The sequence below is a fragment of the Saccharopolyspora sp. NPDC002578 genome, assembly GCF_053592695.1.
In genome coordinates, this window is the sequence record NZ_JBSFWJ010000081.1 from 1 (window position 1) to 23,985 (window position 23,985).

Here is a 23,985-nt window from a genome sequence, read left to right on the forward strand (position 1 = left end):
TGATCGGCGTCGAAGCCCGCGGCGGGGTCCGGGTGCTCGGCCGGCCATTCCGGCTGCGGGATCTTTTTCCCGAGTGGCTCCGCCACGAGGGAAAAAGCCGTCCTCGCGAGAAGAACGCTGAGAACCCGCGGGTCGTCACCTTTTCGACGTGGGCTATGTGCTTCGCACATACAGGCACGGCTACGCCGCAAGGCACGGCCTTCGGCCGCGAGGCGGGGGCCGTGCTGGTTCGGGTCAGGTTCGGCCAGGGACTGCTCGGGTCACCACTGCTCGTTGGAGGCGGTGGGGGATGAGGCGGCCCACGGTGACCAGGGCCTTGTACTGGGGGCTGGGGACCGAGACGGAGCGGCCTCGGCGCAGGTCGGAGAGGCCCTCGTGCACGACGTCGTCGGCTCGCAGCCAGAACGCCTTCGGGAGGCGGCCCATGGACAGCCCGGCGCGCTCGTGGAACTCGGTGCGGGTGAAGCCGGGGCACAACGCCATGACGCGCACCCCGCTGCCGGTCAGCGCCGCGGACAGGCCCTCGGAGAACGTCGTCACCCAGGACTTCGTGGCGGCGTAGGTCGAACCGGCCACCGAGAAGAAACCGGCGACGCTGGACACGTTGACCACGTCACCGCCGCCGCGCGCCCGCATCCCCGGCACCACCGCGTGCGTCAGCCGCAGCACGGCGGCCACGTTCAGGTCGAGCTGCTTGCCCAGAGTGGCCCGCTCGGTGTCCCAGAACGCCCCGGAAGTGCCGAAACCAGCGTTGTTGACCAGCAGGTCCACCGGCCGCCGCTCGTCGGCCAGGCGCCGCTCCACCTCGGCGAGCTGCGCTTCGTCGGCGAGATCCGCCACGAGCACCTCGACGGTGACGCCGTGGCGGGCGCGCAGCGCCTCGGCCAGCGCCTCCAACCTCGTGGCGTCGCGGGCGACGAGCACCAGGTCATGCCCCTCGGCCGCGAGCCTGCGGGCGAAGGCGTTGCCGATTCCGGCGGTGGGGCCGGTGACGAGTGCGGTAGGCATGGTTCGCACCGTATCGCCTCGCCGACCGGCTCCCGTCAGGACTGGTTCTCGGAGTGCTCGGCCCGCTCGACGCGGATCGTCTCGTTGGTGTCCGCCGGGGAGGTCGCGCCGGTCGCTCCCTTGAGCTGCCGGGTGGGTTCGGCGTCCGCGGCGGGCTCCGGCTCGTCCAAGGACTCGTTCGGGTCGGTTTCGAACGGGTCGATGATGTCGGCGAGCTCGCCCAACGAGCGCAGCAGGCGCTCCAGGCGGGCCGGGTCCGCGCCGTCGGGTTCGATGGCGGCCAGCACCCAGTCCTGCTCCAGCCACACCACGGTCACGTCGGGCCCGACCTCTTCGGCCGCCTCCACGAGCGACGGCGTGACCAGCGGACGGGCGGCGGCGACCTCGGTGACGAAGGCGTACCGCGAACCGACCGGACCGAGCAGGTCCAGCCCGGAGTCCTGCGGCACCGGCACGTCCGGCTGCCAGAGTTCGAGGATGGTGCTGACGCTGCGGCGGCAGCGCACGCCGGCGAGCACGGTGGCGACCTTGTTGTTCACGGTGAGGTCGAGGACGTAGACCTGGCGGCGGCCGTCGGCGGTGAACGTGGAGCCCGCGACGACGTCGGTGGCGGTGCTGCCGCTGTGCTGCGCGAGCGCGCCGCGTTCCCAGCGCGTCGGCAGCACTTGATCGATCTCGGCGAACTGCCAGCCGCGCAGCGCCGCCCAGCGACGTCGCTCCCGGTTGTTCGGGGCGCGTCGTGTGCGGTCGGCGATCAGCAGCGCGACGCCCGCGGCGATCGCGAGGACGGCGACGAGGAACCAGACCCAGGCAGGGATACCCACACCGCGCAGGGTAGTCCCGTCGTCATCTCCCGCGAAGATCGCCGGGGTCTCCCGCCGCGAATTGCGCCATCCGTGCGAGGTGCGCAGCACGGATGCTCGGGGACGGTGCCGCTCCGGATTCGAGCGAGCCGCACCGGCCCGTTCCGCGAACCCGTTCCGCGCAGCGGCCGGGGTGAACGAGGAGGACGGCGGAGGGGTTCGCGAGCCGGCGCGAACGGGGTGCGGCGACGAGGGCCGGGAACGAAGAAGGACGGGAGCGGCGAACCGTTCCCGTCCTTGTCTCCTTCTCTTATCGACCGGCTGATCCGGTCTCTGTAGCGGCCGATCGGGTGAACGTCAGACAGAAATCCGCCGGCGCCACCGGCCGGTGCGCGCGCCCGGCGGACCGGGCCTCGACGCGTCCCGGTGCAGCGCCGGCGCGCGGGAGCGGCGTCCGGATGTCCGACCGTTCTCGCCGGGCCGCGGGATCAGGCGGTGCCGGGCCTGCGCATCGCGTGCACCTCGGCCCAGTCCGGCGCCGCGCCGGGCAGCTCGGCGCGGTCCCCGGCGCGCAGGCCTTCGACGACCAGCGCCAGGTAGCGGGCGCGCAGGTCCGCTCGCCTCGGCTCCGCGATCGGCAGCGCGGGGTTGAGGTGCTTGAACAGCAGCACCACGTCGGCCGCGGCGAAGTCGGCGCGCAGCTCACCGGCCTCGTGCGCGGCGCGGACCAGCGCCTCGACGGACTCGGTCATCTCCCGGCGGATCTCGGCGTACTCCGCGGAGTGCGACCGGCCGGGTTCGTCCGGCGGGAGGACCGTGCCGACGCCGCTGCCCTCGGCCAGGCAGCGGAACAGGAACCGGGTGAAGGCCCGCCACGGATCGGATTCCTCGGCGGCGGCCGAGCGGGCCTCCGCGACGATCCGGCGCAGGCAGCTGATCCGCACCTGCTCGGCCAGTTCGGTCTTGCTCGGCCAGCGGCGGTAGATGCTGGCCACGCCCACGCCGGCGCGCTGCGCGACCTCCGAGATCGGCGCGCCGAAGCCCTGCTCGGTGAACACCTCGCGGGCGGCCGCGATGACCCGGTCGGCGTAACCGGTCGCTCGCTGGGCTGTGGTCATGGACACAGCGTACGCCGGAGCGGAATGTTCCGTTCCGCTCGACGGTTGGCCCCGAGCGGAACCACCCGCCCGCGCTCCGAGGAGGGGCATGACCGCGCCCGAGCTCGCCGTCGACCGCCCCGCCCGCGCCCCGCGGGCGCTGCTCACCCCGCAACGCGCGTTCTGGTTCGTCGGCGCGCTGCTGGCACTGTTCCTGATGGCCTCCACCGCGCCCTCGCCGATGTACGCGATCTACCAGCAGCGCTGGCACTTCTCGGCGACGGTGCTGACCGAGGTGTTCGGCGCCTACATGATCGGCATCCTGATCGCGCTGGTGCTGTTCGGCGCCCTGTCCGACCGGGTCGGCAGGCGTCCCGTGCTGCTCGGCTCGCTGGCGCTGGAGATCGTGTCGCTGCTCGTGCTGGCCTTCGCGCCGGACGTGGGATGGTTGTTCCTCGGCCGGTTCCTGCAGGGCGTCGCCACCGGGGCCGCGACCGGCGCGATGAGCGGATCGCTACTGGACTTCCAGCCGGCCGGCACCAGCCGCGGCGCCACCATCAACGGGGTCGCCGCGGGCCTCGGCATGGCGATCGGCTCCGGGATCGCCGGGGCGCTGGTGCAGTTCGCGCCCGCGCCCACGGAACTGGCCTACCTGCTGCTCGTCCTCGCTTTCCTGGTCGCGCTGCCGCTGGTGTGGCTGATGCCGGAGCCGGTGCGGACCGGTCCGATCGCGCTGCGCCGCGCGTTGCGACCGCAGCGGCCGGGCGTGCCCGCCGGGCGCGGCAAGGCGTTCGCGCTGCTGGCGACGACGATGCTGTCCGCCTGGACCATCGGCGGGATGTTCATGTCGCTGGGGCCGTCGGTGGCCAAGAGCCTGGTCGTCGGCTCGCCCTACCTGATCGGCGGGTTGGCCGTCGTCGCCGTGACCGGGGTCGGGGCGGTCGCGCAGCTCACCGCGTCCGGGTGGCTCGGGCAGCGCGCGGTGCGGGTGGCCGCCCCGGCGCTGATCATCGGACTGGCCGCGGTGGCCGGGGCGGTGCTGTCCGGGAGCGCGGTCGCGTTCTTCGCCGGGTCCGCGGTCGTCGGCGTCGGCTGGGGCCTGATGTTCATGGGCGGGTTCCGGCTGCTCACGGGCCTGGCCGATCCGCGGAACCGGGCCGCGACCGCGTCGATGATCTACATCGTGGCGTACCTGTCGGCGACGGTGCCCAGCGTGAGCCTCGGCGTGCTGACCACCTACACCGGGCTCGTCACCTCGACGCTCGTGTTCGCCGCCCTCGCCGCGCTCTTCGCCGCGATCGCCTGGGCGAGCACCTACGTGCGGCACTGAACGTGACGGGGCGGTGGCGCAGCGTCCGGCTGCGCCACCGCCCGCCGGTCAGGCCGGGCCGACCGTGAGGGCCGAGTTGTCGTCGGCCACGTCGACCAGCACCTTGTCGCCGTCGCGGACCTCGCCCGCCAGCAGCTGCTTCGCCAGCTGGTCACCGATCGCCGACTGCACCAGCCGCCGCAGCGGCCGGGCGCCGAAGACCGGGTCGAAACCGTTGAGCGCCAACCAGTCCCGCGCCGCGGGCCGCACGTCCAAGGTCAGCCGCCGCTCGCTCAACCGCTGCGCCAGCCGCTCCACCTGGATGTCCACGATGGACGTCAGCTCCTCGGTGTTGAGCGAGTGGAACACCACCATGTCGTCGAGCCGGTTCAGGAACTCCGGCTTGAACTGGCGGCGCACCACCGAGAGCACCGCGTCGTCGCGCTCCTGCTCGGACAGGTTCGGGTCGGCGATGGCCTGCGACCCGAGGTTCGAGGTGAGCACCAGGATCGTGTTCCGGAAGTCCACCGTGCGGCCCTGGCCGTCGGTGAGCCTGCCGTCGTCGAGCGCCTGCAACAGCACGTCGAACACGTCGGGGTGCGCCTTCTCCACCTCGTCGAACAGCACCACCGAGTACGGCCTGCGCCGCACCGACTCGGTGAGCTGCCCGCCCTGGTCGTAGCCGACGTAGCCGGGCGGGGCGCCGACCAGGCGGGCCACCGAGTGCTTCTCGGAGTACTCGCTCATGTCGATGCGGATCATCGCCCGCTCGTCGTCGAACAGGAACCCGGCGAGCGCCTTCGCCAGTTCCGTCTTGCCGACGCCGGTGGGCCCGAGGAACAGGAACGAGCCGGTGGGCCGGTCCGGGTCGGCGACGCCGGCGCGGGTGCGGCGCACCGCGTCGGACACGGCGCGCACCGCCTCGGCCTGGCCGACGACGCGCCGCTCCAGCTCGTCCTCCATGCGCAGCAGCTTCGCCGTCTCGCCTTCGAGCAGCCGACCGGCGGGGATGCCGGTCCAGGAGCTGACCACGTCGGCGACGTCGTCGGGCGTGACCTCCTCCTGCAGCATCGCCTTGCGCTCGCTCTGCGCTTCGGTGGCGGCGGCGAGCTCCTTCTCCAGCGCGGGGATGCGGCCGTAGCGCAGCTCGGCGGCCTTGCCGAGGTCGCCGTCGCGCTCGGCCCGGTCGGACTCGCCGCGCAGCTGCTCCAGCTGCGTCTTGAGGTCGCGGACCTTGTCGATGGACTCCTTCTCGCCCTGCCAGCGGGCGGTGAGCCCGGAGAGCTGCTCGCGCCGGTCGGCGAGTTCGCCGCGCAGGGTGGCGAGCCGGTCGACGGAGGCGGCGTCGGACTCCTTGGCCAGCGCCATCTCCTCGATCTCCAGGCGGCGCACCGCGCGCTCCACCTCGTCGATCTCCACCGGTCGCGAGTCGATCTCCATGCGCAGCCGGGACGCGGCCTCGTCGACGAGGTCGATGGCCTTGTCCGGCAGGAACCGCGCCGTGATGTAGCGGTCCGAGAGCGTCGCGGCCGCCACCAGCGCGCCGTCGGTGATGCGCACGCCGTGGTGCACCTCGTAGCGCTCCTTGAGCCCGCGCAGGATGGCCACGGCGTCCTGCGGGGTGGGCTCGCCGACCATGACCTGTTGGAAGCGGCGTTCCAGCGCGGCGTCGGTCTCGATGTGCTCGCGGTACTCGTCGAGCGTGGTCGCTCCGACCATGCGGAGTTCGCCGCGCGCCAGCATCGGCTTGATCATGTTCCCCGCGTCCATGGCGCCCTCGCCGGTGGCACCGGCGCCGACGATGGTGTGCAGCTCGTCGATGAACGTGACGACCTCACCGGCGGAGTCGGTGATCTCCTTGAGCACGGCCTTGAGCCGCTCCTCGAACTCGCCGCGGTACTTCGCGCCCGCGATCATCGAGCCGAGGTCGAGCGCGACGACGCGCTTGCCGCGCAGGGATTCCGGCACGTCGCCGGCGATGATGCGCTGCGCGAGGCCTTCGACGATGGCCGTCTTGCCGACGCCGGGTTCACCGATGAGCACCGGGTTGTTCTTGGTCCGCCGGGACAGCACCTGCACGACGCGGCGGATCTCGGAGTCGCGGCCGATCACCGGGTCCAGGTCGCCGTTGCGGGCGCGGTCGGTGAGGTCCTGGCCGTACTTCTCCAGGGCTTTGAAGGTGCCCTCCGGGTCCGGGCTGGAGACCCGCGCGGAGCCGCGCACCTCGGTGAACGCCTCGCGCAGCGCGTCCGGGGTGGCGCCGTGCCTGCGCAGCAGGTCGCCGACCTGCCCGCCTTCGGCGGCGAGCCCCACCAGCAGGTGCTCGGCGGAGACGTAGTCGTCGCCCATCTCGGTCGCGAGGTGCTGGGCGTGGGTCACCGCCTTGAGCGCGTCCCGGGACAGCTGCGGCGCGGAGACCGTGGAGCCGGAGGCGGCGGGCAGCGCGTTGATCAGCCCTTCCACCTCGCGGCGGACCTCCGCGGGGTCGGCCTCGACCGCGCGGAGCAGGGGTGCGGCGATGCCGTCGCCCTGCGCGAGCAGGGCACCGAGCAGCCGGGCCGGACCGACGTCCGGGTTTCCGGCCACCGTGGCGGCCTGCGCCGCCGAGGAGATCGCCTGCTGGGTCTTGGTCGTCGGGTTGAAAGCGTCCATTCCTCCACCTCGCCAGGGCATCGCTCGCGAGACACCATGCTCGCGCCGAACCTCCGTCGTGCGCACCCGCCACAAGCCCCGGCTCGACGAGATCGAGGACTCCGGCAGGAAAGTTGAGCCTACTTCGCTCAAGCTTACATCCTTTTCGCGCCGTGAGCGGCACTTCGGCCGCGCGCCTCGATGCGCTCGCCCGTTCGGTCGAACTTCGATCACTCTCAGTCTCGAATCAGGTGTCAATTGGCGAGTGAATCCCCTAAAAGCATTGAGTCTTGAATGTCCGATTGCCTAACTTTCCGCCATGCCACCCGCATTCGGCTCGTCGTTCACGAGCCCACCCGCGCACACCGACGTGCTCGCCGCTGAAAGCGGCCCCCTCTCCACCCTCGAGGACACGATCAACACCGTCTTCGAACCGATCTCCGACGGGTTCTCGAACCTCGTGTTCGGCGAGCTCACGCTGTTCGGCGTCACGTTCCCGTGGATCGTGGCCTGGCTCGCGATCGCCGCGGCCGTGTTCACCGTCGCCTTCGGCTTCATCCAGTTCCGCTCGCTCGGGCTGTCGGTCGCGCTGCTGCGCGGCAAGTACTCGCGCGACGACGACCCCGGCGAGATCACGCACTTCCAAGCGCTGTCCTCGGCGGTGTCGGCCACCGTCGGGCTGGGCAACATCGCGGGCGTGGGTGTGGCGGTCACCGTCGGTGGCGCCGGCGCCACCTTCTGGATGATCGTGTGCGGCCTGCTCGGCATGTGCACGAAGTTCGTGGAGTGCACCCTCGGCGTGAAGTACCGGGAGATCCACGAGGACGGCACCGTCTCCGGCGGACCGATGCACTACCTGCCCAAGGGCCTGGCCGAGCGGTTCCCCGGCGGCCTAGGCGCCCGCCTCGGCAAGGTGCTCGCGGTGATCACCGCGATCATGATCCTGTTCTTCGGGATCGCCGGCGGCAACATGTTCCAGGCGAACCAGACCTTCGCGCAGCTGCGCAACGTCACCGGCGGCGACGAGGGCTGGCTCGCCAGCGACGGCGCGGCCCTGGTGTTCGGCGTCGTGCTCGCCACGCTGATCGGCGTGGTCATCATCGGCGGCATCAAGTCCATCGGCGCCGTCACCAGCAAGCTCGTGCCCGCGATGGCGATCATCTACGTGAGCGCCTGCCTGGTCGTGATCGGCGTCAACATCACCTCGGTCCCGGCCGCGTTCGGCGAGATCATCAGCGGCGCCTTCACCCCCGCCGCCGGGCTCGGCGGCGCGATCGGCGTGCTCATCATCGGCTTCCAGCGCGCCGCGTTCTCCAACGAGGCCGGACTGGGCTCGTCGTCGATCGCGCACTCCGCGGTCAAGACCCGCCACCCGGTCACCGAGGGCTTCGTCGCGCTGCTGGAGCCGTTCGTCGACACCGTGATCGTCTGCACCATGACGGCGCTGACCATCGTCATCGCGAAGACGGAGTTCTGGACCAGCGCGCAGCAGGACGTCCTCAACGGCGGTGAGGCCCCGGACGGCGTCATCGTCACCTCCGACGCGTTCGCCACCGTGCTGCCGTGGTTCCCGTACGTGCTGACGCTGGCCGTGGCGCTGTTCGCGATCTCCACGATCATCACCTGGGGCTACTACGGCCAGCGCGCCTGGCTGTTCCTGTTCGGCAAGAGCAAGGCGAAGGAGATCACCTACAACGTGATCTTCTGCATCAGCACCGTGATCGGCTCGGTGCTGACGCTGACCAGCGTGCTGAACTTCGCCGACGCGGTGCTGTTCGCGCTGGCCCTGTTCAACATCATCGGCCTGTACCTGCTGCTGCCGGTGGTGAAGCGGGAGCTCAAGAGCTTCCGCGAGAAGCTGCGCACCGGCGAGGTCGCCCCGGTCGAGCGGGAGGAAGCGGAGAAGATCGGCTGACGTCCGCCGCCCGACGACACGAGGGGCCGTCCGCCGTGGTGGCGGACGGCCCCTCTCGTGGTGGGTGGTGCGTCAGTCCTGCTGGACGGCCTGGATGTCGATGTCGACCCGCAGCGTCGTGCCGATCGCGGCGATGCCGGTGCGCAGCGCCTGGTTGAACGTCATCGCGAAGTCCTCCCGCCGCAACTCGGTGGTCGCCGAGGCGGAGGCGCGGGAACCGCCCCACGGGTCCGGGCCGACGCCCGCGTAGTGCGTGTCCAGCACCACCGGCTTGGTCACGCCGCACAGCGTGAGGTCCCCGGTGAGCTCCCAGCGCTCGCCGCCGGCGGGCCGCAGCCCGGTGCCGGTGAAGGTGATCTCCGGGTACCGCTCGACGTCGAGGAAGTCAGCGTGGCGCAGGTGCGCGTCGCGCTGCGCGTTGGCGGTGTCGACGCTGGCCGCGTCGATCCGCACCGACACGCCCGTCGTCTCGATCGGGTCGCCGATCGACACGTCGCCGCTGAACTCGGTGAACCGCCCGTGGATGCTGGTGATGCCGAGGTGGCGGGCGCTGACCCGGATCGACGAGTGCACCGGGTCGATCTCCCACCGCCCCGGCGCGGGCGGTTCGGTGCCCCCGGCCCGGCGCAGTTCGAGCACGCCGAGCGCGGCGTCCTGCCCGCCGCGCACCAGCGCGGTGCGGGCGACGGGTTCGTAGCCGAGCGTGGAGACGATCGCGGTGTAGGAGCCGGGCGCGATCCCGGTGGCGACGGCCACGCCGTCCTCCCCGCTCTGCGCCCGCGCCGCCTGCGCGCCGCCGCCGTCGATGAGCGTCAGCGCCGCTCCCGGCACCGGCCAGCCGTCCCCGGTGCGCACGGTCGCCGTCACGGCGCCCACGTCGCTGTTGCCGTCCTGGACCACGGTCATGCTCAGTACCCCAACTCGACGTCGTGCGTGGTGCGCTGCCCGTCGAGCCGCAGCGGCGTCGCGACCGGCGGGTAGCCGGTGGCGATGACCGTGTAGTCGCCGTCGGGCAGGTCGGTGAACGCGTAGGTGCCGTCGGCGTCGGTCGTGACCGCCGTGACGACCTCGCCGCTCGCGTCGAGCAGCGTGACCCGCGCGTCCGGCACCGGGTGGCCGAGGTTCGCCGAGCGCACGACGCCGGTCAGCGCCGCACCGGTCCGCAGCGCCACGTCGAGCGCGGTGGATTCGCCGTCGGCGACGACCACGGGGGTCGCGACGGGGCGGAACCCTTCGGCGGTCGCGGTCAGCGCGTAGGAGCCGCCGACGAGGTCGGTGAACGCGTACCGCCCGTCCTCACCGGTGGCGTTGGAGCCCACGACCTCACCGCGCAGGTCGGTGAGCACCACGGTGGCGCCGCCGATCTCGCGGTCACCGCAGCGCACGACGCCCGCGACTCCGCCGGAGCCGAACATCCGCACGTCGTGGCGCACCGGCCGGTCGCCGACCACGACCATCGAGGCGGTCGGCTGGTAGGTGCCCGCCGCGGCGATGAGCACGTAGGTGCCGCCGCGGGCGAGGTCGAGCCGGTAGCCGCCGTCGTGGTCGGTGCGGGCTCGTTCGACCTGCCTGCCGAGCGAGTCGGTGAGCGTCAGCACCACCCCGGCGACGGGATTGCCCGAGGAGTCCTGCGCCGAGCCGTGCACGAACAGTCCGCTGCCGTCGGCGCCGCCGTCGGCGAGGTCGCCGGCCAGGTGGCGTCCCGCGGAGCCGTGGCCGTTCGACGCGGGCGTCGTTGACCAGGGGCGGGAGTGGTTGCCCACAGAGTTGTCCACAGGCTCGCCGAAGTGTGGGGCGCCCGCGTGCGGCACCCCCGCAAGCTGCGCGGAACCACTCTGGCGAGTGAGCGTCGCGGTCTGCTGCCCGACCGAGTTGTCCACAGGAAGCGGTTGGTTGTCCACAGTTTCGGCCAGCACTTCGTCCTGGGATTCGATGGTCCTGCGCAGCGGGACCTCCTTGATGAACACCACGGCCAGCAAGGTGATCACCGAGATGCAGGCGGAGACGAAGAAGATGTCCCCGATGGCGTCGCCGTAGGCGGCGCGCACGACCTCCTGCATCGGGCCGGGCAGCGCGCCGACGTCCAGCGAACCGCTGCCGCCGCCCGTCCCGGTGGGCACGCCCATCTTGGCGAGGCCCTCGTTGACGTAGTCGGTGACCCGCGCGGCCAGCACCGCGCCGAGCACGGACACGCCCGCCGAGCCGCCCAACGTGCGGAAGAACGTGACGACCGAGGTCACCGAACCGACGTTCTTGCCGGTGGTGACGTTCTGCACGGTCAGCACCAGGTTCTGCATCAGCGAACCGACGCCGATGCCCATCATCGCCAGGTACACGCCGACGAGCACCAGGTTCGTCGTGTGGTCCATGGTCGCGAGCAGACCCATGCCCGCCACCAGCACGATGGAGCCGAAGATCAGGAACGGCTTCACCTTGCCGCTGCCGCGGGAGATGATCTGCCCGGAGATGGTGGAGGACAGGAACAACCCCAGCACCATCGGCAGCGTCATCAGCCCGGCGTGGGTCGGGCTGAAGCTGCGGGCGATCTGGAAGTACTGCCCGAGGAACACCGACCCGCCGAACATGGCGGTGCCGACCGCGATGGTGCCGATGGTCGCCAGCGTCACCGTGGGGTTGCGGAACATGCTCAGCGGCACGATCGGTTCGGGGAACTTCGACTCGATGATCACCGCGATGATCAGCGCGAGCACCCCGCCGCCGACGTAGGCCGCGGTCTCCGGCGAGGCCCAGGGGAACTGCTTGCCCGCCAGCGAGACCCACACCAGCAGCAGGCTCACCCCGCCGACCAGGAACAGCGCGCCGAACCAGTCGATGCGCACCGGCCGCTTGATCACCGGGAGCTTCAGCGTGCGGCCGAGCACGATGAACGCGATCACCGCGATCGGCACGGTCACCCAGAAGCACCAGCGCCAGCCGAGCCAGGAGGTGTCCACGATGAGCCCGCCGACCAGCGGACCGCTGACGGTGGCCACCGCGAAGGTCGCGCCGATGTAGCCGCTGTAGCGACCGCGCTCACGCGGCGAGACCATGGCGGCGATCACGACCTGGATCAGCGCCTGCAACCCGCCCATGCCGATGCCCTGCACGGCGCGGAACCCGATGAGCTGCGGCATCGTCTGCGCGAAGCCGCCCAGCACCGAGCCGACGGTGAACACGGTGATCGCGATCTGGTACAGCATCTTCTTGCTGAACAGGTCGGAGAGCTTGCCCCAGATCGGGGTGGAGGCCGTGGAGGTCAGCAGCATCGCCGTGACCACCCAGGTGTACTGGCTCTGGCTGCCGCCGAGGTCGGCGAGGATGCGCGGCAGCGCGTTGGACACGATGGTCGAGCTCAGGATGGCGACCAGCAGCGCCAGCATGAGCCCGGACATGGCCTCCAGGATCTGGCGATGCGTCATCGGCGAGTCGGAGGCGACCTGGTGGCGACCGCCGTCCTGTCCTGCGTCGGAGCGGCCGAGCGAGCGGCCGGTCGATGCTGAGCTCGCCGGCGCGGCTTCGCCGATCGTCGAGCGGGTCATCGAATTCCTTTCTGCGACGACGCAGCGGAGCGTCGGTCATCGGCGGGCACCGGCCGGGCGACGGCCAGGTGCGAAGTGTCGGCGTGCGGCGCCTGGTGCTCGGGCAGCACCGCGCGACGGATGTCAGCGGCGGCGACGTCGAGCAGTTCGGCCAGGTCGCGCACTTTCGTCTCGTCCCAGTCGCGCAGCGCGTCGCTGAGCCACTCGGCACGGTGTTGTTCGATGCGGGCCAGCGCCTGCTCGCCTTCCTCGGTGGCGCGCAGCAGTGAGACCCGGCGGTCCTGGGGGTCGGCGCGACGGCTGATCAGCCCGGCTTGTTCGAGCTGGGAGACCTGCCTGCTGACCACGGAGGCGTCCACGACGCGGTGCGCCGCGAGGTCGGAGGCTCGTGACTCCCCGCAGTGCACGAGCTCGCCGAGCAGTCCGGTCGCCGCGTAGGGCAGATCGGTCTGGGCGTGTTGGTTGAGGGTCTGCACCGCGACCTGCTTGAGGCCCATCAGCGCACCGAGGGGCCGCAGCAGTTCGCTGCACGTCTCCGGTGTCGGTCCCACGAGCCACTCCTTTAGTTGCTGCACGCAACTATAATTATGTTAGTTGCAGAAGGCAACTTACTGGGGAGTGGCGCGCGCCACCGCGGCCGGCGGGGAGAACCAGGCGCCCGCCGCTCGCGCACGGGCCGACCGAACGGTGTGGCGCGGACCGCCCCGAAGGCACCCGGCCGCGGCGGAATCGACGTCGCCGCGCTCAGAACATCCGGTTGAGCTGGGCCAGCAGGCGGGAGAGGTCTTGGAGGTCCGTGGTGGACCAGTGCGCGAACTCGCCGTGCATGTGCTTGCGCCGCTGCTTGCGGACCTGGGCCAGCCGCGAACGTCCGGACGCGGACAGCTGGATGCGCCGGGCCCGGCCGTCGTCCGGGTCCGGCACGCGCTCCAGCAGGTCCAGCTCGACGAGCGTCGCGATCTGCCTGCTCACCGTCGACTTGTCCAGGCCGGTGCGGTCGGCGACGTCCATGCCGCGCAGCGAGCCCGCGTCGTCGACCATCAGCAGCAGGCTGTAGGAGGCCGGGTCGAGGTCGGGGTGCACCTGCGAGGCCACCGTCATCGAGAAGTTGCGGGCGCGCCGGAACATCATCACCAGTTCGCGTTCGACCGCTTCGGCCGCGCCTCGCCGTTCCCGGTCCTGCGTCCTGCCGGAGCTCGTGGCCGGACCGTCCGCCGGCGCCTCGATCCGCTCGATCACGGCACTCTCCGCCCGCCGTCGGTGCATGTGGCGCGATGCTTCCCGCGCCCCACCAGTGTCCCTAGGGCTCGGTGCCCCGTTCCCCAGGGGTGGGCCTCCCGGCGCGGAGCACTCGCCGCGGGGTCACTTCGAGACGAAGTAGTGCCCGGCTTTGCGCTGCGGGTCGTCCGTGCCCCAGCTGCGCTTGCGCAGCACCGGGACCATCCGCGGGATGTGCTTGCGGCAGTGGATGTAGGCCTCTTCGACCTCGACGACCACCCAGCGCTCGGGAGTCCGGCCGCGGTCGAACTCCACGGGCAGGTCGGGGTGCAGTTCGCGCAGCTCGGCGTCTTCGACGATCCGCGCGGCGCCGTTGACGTGCAGTCCGATCAGGTCCTCGGCGAAGTCGACCATGAGGATGCCGATGTGCGGGTTCTCGCTGATGTTGCCGAGGCTCGCGAGCACGCCGTTGCCGCGGTACTCGGGGTAGGCGAGGTGGCGGTCGTCGAGGACCTCGATGAAGCCGGGCGGTCCGGCGCGGAGGCTGGAGTCGCACTCCCCGTGCCCGTCGGCGGTGGCCACGAACGCCATCTCCATGCGGCCGATGAACTCGCGCATCCGGTCGTTGAGGTGGTCGAGGACCTGGTCGTCGTAGAAGCGCCGGGCCCGCTTCTCGGTCCCGTAGGCGTTCTGCAGCAGGTGCTCGCCCGCGGATCCGGGCAGGTCGGCCGCGTCCCGCTCATCGGCGTCCGGGCCGGGGTGGCTCGGCTCGCGCCGGAACGCGTCGTCCGCGCCGGCTCCGGCGGAGTCCGCAGCGGCATAGGCGGTGTCAGTTTCGGGGCGCACGCGCACACAGTGTCATGCGCACCGTGAGATCCACACCATCAGATGCAGGTTTCCCCGCTACATATCCAGGATGATCGACCGGGAGTAGTCGAAACGCCCGCAAAAGTGGCATCAATAGTGTGAAAGCACGACGAGGCGTTATGGTCCTGCACGTCGGGGGACATCAAATGCCAGCAGCAGTGTGCACCTGACCGGATGCCACCCGACTTCGTGGAGACCACGACCGAACCATGTCAGCGAACGCCGTACTGAGCCCAGGGCCCCGCCCGAACCGGCCGACGCCGGAACGCGCGAGCCAGATGGTCCACTTGATCCGGGAAAGCTGGGCGGGTGTCGAGGCGCGCTCCGACGAGGTGGCCCGGTTCTTCTACGCGATGCTGTTCAGCATCGCGCCGAACACCCGCGAGCTGTTCGCCGCCAACATGGAATCCCAGCGCGACCGGCTGATGCGGGCGCTGGTGCACATCATCCAGATGATCGACCGCCCCGACGACCTGCTGCCCTTCCTGCACCAGCTCGGCCGGGACCACCGCAAGTTCGGCGTGGTCTCGGCGCACTACGAGGCGGTGGGCACCGCGCTGCTCGCGGCGATCAAGAAGCACTCCGGCACGCACTGGACCCAGCAGGTCGAACGGGCCTGGGCCGAGGCGTACACCGTGCTGGCCACCGCGATGATCAGCGCGGCCAACGAGGACAACGGGCCCGCCTGGTACGACGGCGAGGTCATCGGCCACACCCGGCTGACCCGCGACCTGGCGGTGATCCGGGTGCAGACCGACTACCCGGTGCCTTACCACCCCGGGCAGTACGTCAGCGTCGAAGTGCCCCAGCGCCCGCGGCTGTGGCGCTACCTGACCCCCGCGAACCAGCCGGGCGACGACGGCGTCCTGGAGTTCCACGTCCGCACTGTGGACGGCGGCTGGGTCAGCCGCGCGCTGGTCGGGCACGCCCAGCGCGGCGACCGGTGGCGCATCGGCTCACCGATGGGGCAGTTGCACGTGGACCGCGAGAACGAGCGGGACGTGCTGATGATCGCCGGGGGCACCGGGCTCGCGCCGATGCGGTCGATCGTCGAGGACTTGGCGCAGTACGGCGAGAACCCGCAGGTCCGGCTGTACTACGGGGGCCGCACCCGCGAGGACCTCTACGACCTGGCGAACCTGCAGCGGGTGGCGATGACCAATCCGTGGTTCACGGTGACCCCGGTGCTGGAGGACGACCAGGCCGCCACCGGCGCCGAGCAGGGCACGCTCGCCGAAGCGGTGGCCCGCCACGACTGGTCCCGGCACGAGGTGCTCATCAGCGGCTCGCCCGCGATGGTCCGGGCCACGGTCTCGAAACTGCTGGTCACGGGGGTTCCGCTGGACCAGATCCACTACGACCCGTTCGCGCTGGACTGACGAGCGCCCCGCCGTCGCTCGGGCGAGCACGGCGGGGCGCTGTTCGTCAGCGGCGGCGGGAGTCCGGCTTCCAGACGACCAGGGCCGTTTCCTGGTGCACCGGCACCAGGTCCCGGCGGTACGAGGCGTGGACCCGGGCCGCGGTCTGCTCGACCGACGCGTAGGCGGCGGTGAGTTCGTCCATCAGGCCCTGCACCTTGTCGCGCAGCGCGTCGACCTCGTTCTCCAGCTCGATGATGCGCTTGATCCCGGCGAGGTTGACGCCTTCCTCCTGGGACAGCCGTTGCACTTCGCGCAGCAGCGCGATGTCCCGCGCCGAGTAGCGCCGCCCGCCCGCCGGGGTGCGGCCCGGTGAGACCAGGCCGAGCCGGTCGTAGCTGCGCAGCGTCTGGGCGTGCAACCCGGAGAGCTCCGCGGCCACGGAGATCACGAACACCGGTGAGTCCTCGTTGGCCCCTGGTGGGAAACCGATCGTCACGTTCAGCCGAGCGCTGCGTGGACCGTCACCCATGCCTACCTCCCGAGCAGCTCGTCCCACTCCGCACGCGGATCGTGCTCCGCCGTGGCCTCCGCGTAGGACCGCAGCGCCTCGGCCGCCGAATCGTCCAAAGTGGACGGAACGACGACCTGCAGGGTGACCAGCAGGTCACCGCTGCCGGTCTTCCGGCCCACGCCCTTGCCACGCACCCGCAGCGTCCGCCCGCTGGCGGTACCGGGCTGCACCTTCAGCGAGACCTTCCCGTCGAGGGTCGGCACGGTCAAAGTAGTGCCCAGCGCCAGCTCGGGGAAGGTCACCGGAACGGTCACCGTGAGATCATCACCGGATCGTCCGAACACCCGGTGCGCGTTGACGTGCACGACCACAAAAAGGTCGCCGCCCGCCGCGCCGTTGCGCCCCGGCTCACCCTGACCGGCCAGCCTGATGCGCTGCCCGTCGTTGACGCCGGCCGGGATGCGCACGGTCAACGTGCGGGACCGGGTGGCGACGCCCTCGCCCCGGCAGTCCGGGCACGGGTCGTCGATGATCTGCCCCTTGCCGCGGCAGTCCGGGCAGGGCTCGCTGAACGCGAACGCCCCCTGGTTGCGGGTCACCAGACCCGCGCCGGAGCAGGTGCTGCAGGTGCGCGGCCGGGTACCGGCCTTCGCTCCCGAGCCGTGGCAGGTCAGGCAGGTGGCCGGGCTGGACAGCCGCAGCGGCACCGTCGCGCCGCGCACCGCCTCGGCGAAGTCGATGCGGACCTCGGTCTCGACGTCCGCGCCGCGCTGCGGCCTGCTCGCGGTGGACCCGCCACCGCGGCGGCCCGCGCCGCCACCGCCGAACAACCCGCCGAACAGGTCGCCGAGCCCGCCCGCGCCCGCTCCGGCGCCACCGGGCCGAGGCCCGCCGCCGCCGAACAGGTCACCCAGGTCGAACCCGCCCGCGCCACCGGCGCCGGCTCCGGAGCCGAAGCCCCCGAACCCGCCTTGACCGCCGCCGAAGCCGCTGCCGAACAGGCGGCGCGCCTCGTCGTACTGCTTGCGCTTCTCCGGGTCGGACAGCACCCCGTACGCCTCGGAGACGGCTTTGAACTTCGATTCGGCCTTGCTGTTGCCGGGGTTGGCGTCGGGGTGGTTCTCCCGCGCCAGCTTCCGGTAGGCCTTCTTGATCTCGTCGGTCGTCGCGTCGGACGAAACGCCCAGCTCGCCGTAGAAGTCCTTGTCGAGCCATTCCCTGGCACTCACCGGGCGCCCCTCCTCTCACTTCGCTGCCGTCCCGCACCGGCGTGCGGTGCGGGTGCGGACCCGACCCCGCCCGGCCATGACCGGGCGAGGCCACGCGGAACGCGACCTCCCGTGCTGGTGACGTCGCGTTCCGCCGAGCGGGGTCGTGGTCTCACTGTGCCGCGTCCTCGCCGGTCTCGGCACCGCTCTCCGGCGGTGCCGCGGCTTCGGGTTCGTGGTCGGTGACCGCGACCATCGCCGGCCGCAGCACCCGGTCGCCGAACCGGTAGCCGCGACGCATGACGGTCGTGACGGTCGGCCCCGAGACCTCCGGAGAGGTCGTGTGCTGGACCGCCTCGTGCACCGACGGGTCGAACTCGTCGCCTTCCCGGCCGAACGACTCCAAGCCCGCGTTGGTCAGCGAACCCGTCAGCTTGTCGGCCACCGACTTGAACGCGCCGGTGAGGTCGCCGTGCGACTCGGCGCGCTCCAGGTCGTCGAGCACGGTGAGCAGGTCACCGGCGACCGACGCCTTGGCGGCGCTGACCACCGACTCCCGATCGCGCTCGACGCGCCTGCGGTAGTTGGCGTACTCGGCCGTGACCCGCTTGAGGTCCTCGGTGAGTTCGTCGACCTGCTTGCGCAGGCCCGAATCCGCACCGTCGGCGTCGGCTTCCTCCGGCGCGCCCTCGACGGACGTGCCTTCGGCGACCTTGGCCAGTTCCTCGTCCAGCGTGCCGGACATGCTCTCTGCCACCTGCCCCTGCTCGGTGGCGGCCCGGGGTTCACCGGTCTGCGGATCGATCCGCCTGCGGTCCCGGACCACCACCGGCTCCTGCTCGCCGTCCTGCGGCGACTGCTGCCGGTCGGAGTTGCCTGAGCTCTCGGAGGTCACTTCTTCTTCTTTTCGTCCTCGTCGTCCACGATCTCGGCGTCGACCACGTCGTCGGCTCCACCGCTGGTGGCACCGGCTCCGGCGGTCGCGCCCGCGTCACCGGCGGCACCCGCGGCACCGGCGGCGCCCGCGGCCTCCGCACCGGCGTCGGCGTAGAGGGCCTGGCCCAGCGCCTGCGACTCGGTGGCGAGCTTCTCCACCGCGGCCTTGATGGCGGCGACGTCCTCGCCCTTGAGCGATTCCTTGACCTCGTCGACGGCCGACTTGACCTTGGTCTTGGTCTCCTCGGGCAGCTGCTCGTCGTTGTCGGTCAGGACCTTCTCGGTCTGGTAGACGAGCGTCTCGGCCTGGTTGCGGGACTCGGCCTCTTCGCGGCGCTGCTTGTCCTCGTCAGCGTGGGCTTCGGCGTCGGAGACCATCCGGTCGATGTCCTCCTTCGGCAGCGCGGAGCCGCCGGTGATGGTCATCGACTGCTCCTTGCCGGTGCCGAGGTCCTTCGCGTTGACGTGCACGATGCCGTTGGCGTCGATGTCGAAGGACACCTCGATCTGCGGCACCCCGCGCGGCGACGGCGGCAGGCCGGTCAGCTCGAACATGCCGAGCTTCTTGTTGTGCGCCGCGATCTCGCGCTCGCCCTGGAAGACCTGGATCTGCACGGACGGCTGGTTGTCGTCGGCCGTCGTGAAGGTCTCGGAGCGCTTCGTCGGGATCGTGGTGTTGCGCTCGATCAGCTTGGTCATGATGCCGCCCTTGGTCTCGATGCCGAGGGACAGCGGGGTGACGTCCAGCAGCAGGACGTCCTTGACCTCACCGCGCAGCACACCGGCCTGCAGGGCGGCGCCGACGGCGACGACCTCGTCCGGGTTCACGCCCTTGTTCGGCTCGCGGCCGTCGGTGAGCTCCTTGACCAGGTCCGTCACGGCGGGCATCCGGGTGGAACCACCGACGAGCACGACGTGGTCGACGTCGGCGATCTTCACGCCCGCGTCGCGCACCACGGCCTCGAACGGCTTGCGGGTGCGCTCCAGCAGGTCGGAGGTGATCCGCTGGAACTCCGCACGGGACAGCGTCTCGTCGAGGAACATCGGGTTCTTCTCGGAGTCCACCGTGATGTACGGCAGGTTGATGTTGGCCGTGGAGGAGCTGGAGAGCTCGATCTTGGCCTTCTCCGCGGCTTCCTTGATCCGCTGCAAGGCCATCTTGTCCTTGGTCAGATCGATGCCGTTGGAGTTCTTGAACTTGTCGACCAGCCAGTCGACGATGCGCTCGTCCCAGTCGTCACCACCGAGGTGGTTGTCGCCGCTGGTGGCGCGGACCTCGACGACGCCTTCGCCGATCTCCAGCAGGGACACGTCGAACGTGCCGCCACCGAGGTCGAAGACCAGGATCGTCTGTTCCTTCTCGCCCTTGTCCAGGCCGTAGGCCAGCGCGGCGGCCGTCGGCTCGTTGACGATGCGCAGCACGTTGAGCCCGGCGATCTGGCCGGCCTCCTTGGTGGCCTGCCGCTGGGCGTCCTCGAAGTAGGCCGGGACGGTGATCACGGCGTCGGTGACGTCGTCGCCCAGGTAGGCCTCGGCGTCGCGCTTGAGCTTCATCAGCACTCGCGCGCTGATCTCCTGCGGCGTGTACGCCTTGTCGTCGATGGACGTCTTCCAGTCGGTGCCCATGTGGCGCTTGACCGACCGGATGGTGCGGTCGACGTTCGTCACCGCCTGGTTCTTCGCCGGCTGCCCGGTGAGGATCTCGCCGTTCTTCGCGAAGGCGACGATGGACGGCGTCGTCCGCGAGCCCTCGGAGTTGGCGATGACCGTCGATTCACCGCCTTCGAGGACGGAAACGACGGAGTTGGTCGTCCCCAGGTCGATACCGACCGCTCGCGACATGGATGGTTCCTCCTGCTCCTTGCTCATGCGCCCAGGACCCGATAGTCCGTTGAGCCTTGCCGACTCAAGTTTTACCGGCACCCATCGGCAGCCGTCAAACCGGGTTGAGCGCGAGTCGCTCAATGTTTCTGCCTGGACAACGGCTGAGCTGCACGGGAAGTTCCCGAGAAGCGGGATCGATCGATCGGACGCGCACGGCGCGACCGCCGAGCGCCCCGAACGGAAACGGACGAAACCGGCAGGCTCAGTGGCCGACCTCGATGGAGCCGGTGCCGGTGCTCAGCTCCAGCAGCCGCGGCGAGTTCGGGTCGGTGTCCACGTCGACGTCGCGCGACCCGGTCCCGGTGTCGGCGGTGACCCGGTACGCCTCGTCCGGCACGTCCAGCTCGATGCCACCGGTCCCGGTGGTCGCCCGCACGACGCGGGGCCCGGTCAGCTCCAGGTCGATCGTCCCGGTGTCGGCGCCCACCACGATGCTGCCACCGCCCAGGCGCTCGCCGTCGATCCCACCGCTGCCGGTCGTCACGTCCACGTCGCCGTCGAGGTCGCGCAGCTCGATCCCGCCGGAGGAACCGCGCACCCGCACCGGCCCGCTCACCTCCGAGATCGCCACCGACCCGGCGGCGGTCTCGACGTCCACCGATTCCATCCCGGCGACCTCGAGCGATCCCGCGTCACCGGCGCCCGTCACGGGCACCGGAGCGGGCAGCACGACCTCGTAGTCGATCGAGCAGCCGGAACCGCAGCCGGACAGCACGAGCGCGCCGTCCTCGACCCGGTGGCTGCGGTCGTCGTCGCCGCCCAACCAGTTGCGCGCCCGTTCCCGCACCTCGGCCCGAGCGCCGGGTTCGTGCCGGATGCGCACCTCGCCGCTCGACTCGGCGAGCCGCACCTCGGTGATGCCGGGCAGCGCGGTGACGACCTCCCGGCCCCCCTGATCGCCCCAGCCCCGGCTCACGGCCGTGCCCGCCACCAGCAGGCAGGCCGCACCGGCCACCGCGAGACCCGTCCGCACCATGCTCGTTCCCCCTAGTTGGACTGCGCCTCCGCACGGTAGCGGCCGCGATCACCGTCCGGCACCGAGATGGCCGCGATCCTGGTCAGCCCGTGACCTCGCCGACCTCCCGCAGGTACGACAGGGGCTGCAGCAGGAAGTGCAGCGCGGGCTCGAAGTCCGCCGCGACCGGGGGCTCGTCGGCGATGAGGGCCTGCATCAGCAGTCCGTCGATCGCGGCGAACAACGCCTTGACCACGCCCGCGTCGGCGCCGCGCCCCTCGTTGATCTCGCCCGTCGCGACCTCGATCCACCGGCGCGCGGCGGGGCGCAGCGCGGGCCTGCGGGCGGCGAGCAGGTACAGCTCGTACTCCGCGATGGTGCGGCCGCGCCGTTCGTTGATCATGATCGCCAGGTTCTCGGCGATGGTGCGCGCCCACGCCCGCCCGTCCTCCGGGGTGTCCTCGCGCATCCGGGCGACGTCCGCGATGAGCAGCTCCACGCTCTCCAGCAGCGTCGCCACCAGCAGGTCGTCGATCCCGGCGAAGTAGTAGGCGATCGACGCGGGCGGCACCTCGGCCTCCCGGGCTATCGCGCGGTGGCTGACCCCGGCCACCCCGTCGCGCTCCACGACGCGGGCGGTGGCGTCGAGGATGGCGCGGCGGCGCCGCTCACCCTTCGCGAGGCGCCCGTCGGCGGGTTCCGCGGTCAATGCGCACCGCCCATTTCGAGCGTCACGACACCGCCGATGATCAGCGCGAGGCCGCCGAGCTGCACGGCGGTGATGCTCTCGCCGAGGAACGCCGCACCGATGAGCGCGATGAGCGCGACGCCCGCGCCGGACCAGATCGCGTAGACGACGCCGACCGGCAGGCCCATCTTGAGCACGATCCCGAGCGCGGCGAACGCGGCGCCGTAGCCGAGCACGACCAGCACCGACGGCAGCGGCTTGCTGAACCCTTCGGAGAGCTTCAGCGACACGGTGCCCACCACTTCGGAGCAGATGGCCAACACCAGCATCAGGTACGCCACCTGAACCTCCTCGCGAGAAACCTGAACGTGTGTCCTAGTTGTTGTCCCAGGATACGTGAGTTCCACGCGCTTGCGGCAAGACCGTTCAGCGTCCGAGCTCACCCCGTCCGGAGCCCTCCAGGCCGTCGGGGTCCTCGTCCTCATCGGCGTCGTCGGAGTCGCCGAACAGCGCCTGGGAGGCGAGCACCACGCCCCAGATCCCCATCGGGAAGATCGGGAAGAAGAAGATCGGCGCGCCGGTCGCCAACGAGATCACCAGCCAGATCCCGACCAGCAGGAACGAGACCTGGGCCCATTCCCGCCACTGCTTCTCCATCCCGCGCCAGCGGGACCGCTCGGCAGGAGCCCGCTCGGGCTCGACCACCGGAGCGGGCGCGGCGGCAGGCAGGTCGGCGGTCAGCGGCACCAGATCGGCCTGCGTGACGGCCCCGTAGGCGTCCCGGACCCGCTCGTCGTACTCGGCGAGCCCGAGCCGGCCTTCGTCGAACGCCGCCCGCAGCAGCTCGGCCACCCGCTCGCGGTCGGCGTCGGAAGCCCGCACCACCGGGCGCTCGGCGTCATCCATCTCTTCCCCCTGTGCTCGATGAGGTCGCGACCGGCCTGCCGCCGACTCCACGAGAGAACTCCGAGAATACGCGGAGAATCCGCCTCCGGAGGGCTCGTCGATCAACCCTCAACCGAGCCCGAACACGCCGAGGTAGTACTTCACCCCGCGGCTCGCGAGCACGAACCCGACGATCCCGAGCAGCCAGAGCCACGTGTCGTCCTTCTTCTCCGCCCGCTTGTCCAGCCACCGCCGCATCCGCGGGCGCAGCGCACCTTCGAACCTCCCGAAACCGACCATGAGCAGCAGCGGCGGCAGCACGAAGATCGCGACGTAGCTCGCCAGCAGCGGCAGCGCGACCAGCGCGTCCGAGGTGAAACCGCGCAGGATGCCCAGCGCCCCGAGGTAGGGCAGCGCGGTGCTGAACTCGGCGATCGTGATGGTCACGCCGACCCCGAAGACCACGCCCAGCGGCAGGTGCTCGGGAATCTTCGGCAGCCGCGGTCCGCGCTTGGCCGATTCCGGCGGGAACAGCGCGTAGAGCAGCATCGCCGAACCGCCGAGCGCGGCCAGCGCGTACCCGACTCGTTCGGCGACCGCGGAGTCGGCGATGCGCAGGAATCCGTCCAGCCCGAAGTAGATCAACACCCCGAGCAGGAGGTAAGTGGTGAAAATCGCACCGACGTAGGTCAGCACCCGAGTCCGGAATGGACCGCCCCGCAGCAGCAGGAACAAGGTGACCGCCAACGCGGACGGGTTGAGCGCGTCCAGCAGGGACAACCCGTAGAACCCCAGTAATGACGACATGCCCGCCCCCAGGCTCGGAACCAGAAACCTGGGCGATCGTACAACAGAAAGTGGGGCGAGTGGCCAACTAGTTTTTCCGGTAGCCGTTGCGCAGAATCACCCCCTGTTCCCACCACGGCGTAGCCCCGCTGGTTACCGGCTAGTAATAAGGCGTACGCTCCTCAAACGGACAACCCCCGAACATGGAGGCCGCGAGCATGGGTGCTCTGCAGCTGGTCCTGGGCCTGATCTGCCTGGCCGTCACGGCCGTCGCGGTGGTCATGGTCACCAAGACCGTGCGGCGGATGATCTCGTCCATCCGTCTCGGACAACCCGACCCGACCAGGCGTGGCCCCTTCGGGGCGCGGTTCGGGAACATGCTCA

At 70.9% G+C, this 23,985-nt stretch carries 21 protein-coding genes; 3 read left to right on the plus strand and 18 right to left on the minus strand.

All coding sequences use genetic code 11. The annotated features are described in order from the left end of the window. Nucleotides 1-234: 234 nt before the first annotated feature. From ACWD38_RS26385 to ACWD38_RS26395, 3 genes are all read right to left on the minus strand, one after another. Nucleotides 235-1,008, minus strand: coding sequence for an SDR family NAD(P)-dependent oxidoreductase (locus ACWD38_RS26385; RefSeq protein WP_450125145.1), 774 nt, complete (start codon nt 1,006-1,008; stop codon nt 235-237). Between the two features lie 35 nt (nt 1,009-1,043). Next, the gene (locus ACWD38_RS26390; RefSeq protein WP_343071653.1) at nt 1,044-1,832 is read right to left on the minus strand and encodes a type III secretion system chaperone family protein; all 789 of its coding nucleotides are present in this window, start codon (nt 1,830-1,832) and stop codon (nt 1,044-1,046) included. Between the two features lie 467 nt (nt 1,833-2,299). Further along, nucleotides 2,300-2,929: a TetR/AcrR family transcriptional regulator gene (locus ACWD38_RS26395; RefSeq protein WP_184484275.1), complete on the minus strand. Its 630-nt coding sequence runs from the start codon at nt 2,927-2,929 to the stop codon at nt 2,300-2,302. A gap of 88 nt (nt 2,930-3,017) precedes the next feature. On the opposite strand from ACWD38_RS26395, the gene ACWD38_RS26400 reads away from it, so the two are divergent. Further along, the gene (locus ACWD38_RS26400) at nt 3,018-4,238 is read left to right on the plus strand and encodes an MFS transporter (RefSeq protein ID WP_184484273.1); all 1,221 of its coding nucleotides are present in this window, start codon (nt 3,018-3,020) and stop codon (nt 4,236-4,238) included. A 48-nt stretch (nt 4,239-4,286) separates the two neighbouring features. On the opposite strand, the gene clpB is transcribed toward ACWD38_RS26400, so the two are convergent. Beyond that, entirely contained in the window at nt 4,287-6,869 is a 2,583-nt protein-coding gene (clpB, locus tag ACWD38_RS26405; protein ID WP_184484271.1) for an ATP-dependent chaperone ClpB, read from the minus strand. Nucleotides 6,870-7,167: 298 nt separating this feature from the next. Between clpB and ACWD38_RS26410 the strand changes: the two genes are divergently transcribed. Continuing rightward, nucleotides 7,168-8,763, plus strand: coding sequence for an alanine/glycine:cation symporter family protein (locus ACWD38_RS26410; protein ID WP_184484269.1), 1,596 nt, complete (start codon nt 7,168-7,170; stop codon nt 8,761-8,763). A gap of 72 nt (nt 8,764-8,835) precedes the next feature. Here the strand turns inward: ACWD38_RS26410 and ACWD38_RS26415 are convergent, their stop codons facing one another. The 5 genes from ACWD38_RS26415 to ACWD38_RS26435 form a co-directional block, all read right to left on the minus strand. Continuing rightward, nucleotides 8,836-9,669: a YceI family protein gene (locus tag ACWD38_RS26415; protein ID WP_450125146.1), complete on the minus strand. Its 834-nt coding sequence runs from the start codon at nt 9,667-9,669 to the stop codon at nt 8,836-8,838. A gap of 2 nt (nt 9,670-9,671) precedes the next feature. Then, entirely contained in the window at nt 9,672-12,302 is a 2,631-nt protein-coding gene (locus ACWD38_RS26420; RefSeq protein WP_184484265.1) for an MFS transporter, read from the minus strand. Next, entirely contained in the window at nt 12,299-12,853 is a 555-nt protein-coding gene (locus ACWD38_RS26425; RefSeq protein ID WP_450125147.1) for a MarR family winged helix-turn-helix transcriptional regulator, read from the minus strand. The genes ACWD38_RS26420 and ACWD38_RS26425 overlap by 4 nt, the downstream gene beginning before the upstream one ends. A gap of 193 nt (nt 12,854-13,046) precedes the next feature. Beyond that, a complete protein-coding gene (locus ACWD38_RS26430) occupies nt 13,047-13,541 on the minus strand; it encodes a MarR family winged helix-turn-helix transcriptional regulator (protein ID WP_343071652.1) in 495 nt (164 codons plus the stop codon). Between the two features lie 123 nt (nt 13,542-13,664). Then, entirely contained in the window at nt 13,665-14,366 is a 702-nt protein-coding gene (locus tag ACWD38_RS26435; protein WP_450125148.1) for a pyridoxamine 5'-phosphate oxidase family protein, read from the minus strand. Between the two features lie 299 nt (nt 14,367-14,665). Between ACWD38_RS26435 and ACWD38_RS26440 the strand changes: the two genes are divergently transcribed. Next, a complete protein-coding gene (locus tag ACWD38_RS26440) occupies nt 14,666-15,766 on the plus strand; it encodes a globin domain-containing protein (RefSeq protein ID WP_184484259.1) in 1,101 nt (366 codons plus the stop codon). Between the two features lie 46 nt (nt 15,767-15,812). On the opposite strand, the gene ACWD38_RS26445 is transcribed toward ACWD38_RS26440, so the two are convergent. The 9 genes from ACWD38_RS26445 to ACWD38_RS26485 all read right to left on the minus strand — a co-directional run bounded on the left by ACWD38_RS26445 (nt 15,813) and on the right by ACWD38_RS26485 (nt 23,622). Beyond that, entirely contained in the window at nt 15,813-16,277 is a 465-nt protein-coding gene (locus ACWD38_RS26445) for a heat shock protein transcriptional repressor HspR (RefSeq protein ID WP_184484257.1), read from the minus strand. Nucleotides 16,278-16,279: 2 nt separating this feature from the next. After that, nucleotides 16,280-17,488, minus strand: a complete 1,209-nt coding sequence (gene dnaJ, locus ACWD38_RS26450; RefSeq protein WP_184484255.1) for a molecular chaperone DnaJ — start codon at nt 17,486-17,488, stop codon at nt 16,280-16,282. 151 nt (nt 17,489-17,639) lie between these two features. Beyond that, complete coding sequence (gene grpE / locus ACWD38_RS26455; protein ID WP_343071651.1) at nt 17,640-18,362, minus strand: nucleotide exchange factor GrpE; 723 nt, start codon at nt 18,360-18,362, stop codon at nt 17,640-17,642. Further along, on the minus strand, nt 18,359-20,245 hold the full coding sequence (gene dnaK / locus ACWD38_RS26460; protein ID WP_184484253.1) for a molecular chaperone DnaK: 1,887 nt from the start codon (nt 20,243-20,245) through the stop codon (nt 18,359-18,361). Before dnaK ends, grpE begins: the two co-directional genes overlap by 4 nt. Nucleotides 20,246-20,489: 244 nt before the next feature. Next, the gene (locus ACWD38_RS26465) at nt 20,490-21,263 is read right to left on the minus strand and encodes a DUF4097 family beta strand repeat-containing protein (RefSeq protein ID WP_450125149.1); all 774 of its coding nucleotides are present in this window, start codon (nt 21,261-21,263) and stop codon (nt 20,490-20,492) included. 82 nt (nt 21,264-21,345) lie between these two features. Continuing rightward, entirely contained in the window at nt 21,346-21,951 is a 606-nt protein-coding gene (locus ACWD38_RS26470) for a TetR/AcrR family transcriptional regulator (RefSeq protein WP_184484249.1), read from the minus strand. Continuing rightward, the gene (locus ACWD38_RS26475; protein WP_343071650.1) at nt 21,948-22,271 is read right to left on the minus strand and encodes a DMT family transporter; all 324 of its coding nucleotides are present in this window, start codon (nt 22,269-22,271) and stop codon (nt 21,948-21,950) included. The genes ACWD38_RS26470 and ACWD38_RS26475 overlap by 4 nt, the downstream gene beginning before the upstream one ends. Nucleotides 22,272-22,356: 85 nt before the next feature. Continuing rightward, nucleotides 22,357-22,836: a DUF1707 SHOCT-like domain-containing protein gene (locus ACWD38_RS26480; RefSeq protein ID WP_450125150.1), complete on the minus strand. Its 480-nt coding sequence runs from the start codon at nt 22,834-22,836 to the stop codon at nt 22,357-22,359. 108 nt (nt 22,837-22,944) lie between these two features. Then, complete coding sequence (locus ACWD38_RS26485) at nt 22,945-23,622, minus strand: GAP family protein (protein ID WP_184484245.1); 678 nt, start codon at nt 23,620-23,622, stop codon at nt 22,945-22,947. Between the last annotated feature and the right edge of the window lie 363 nt (nt 23,623-23,985).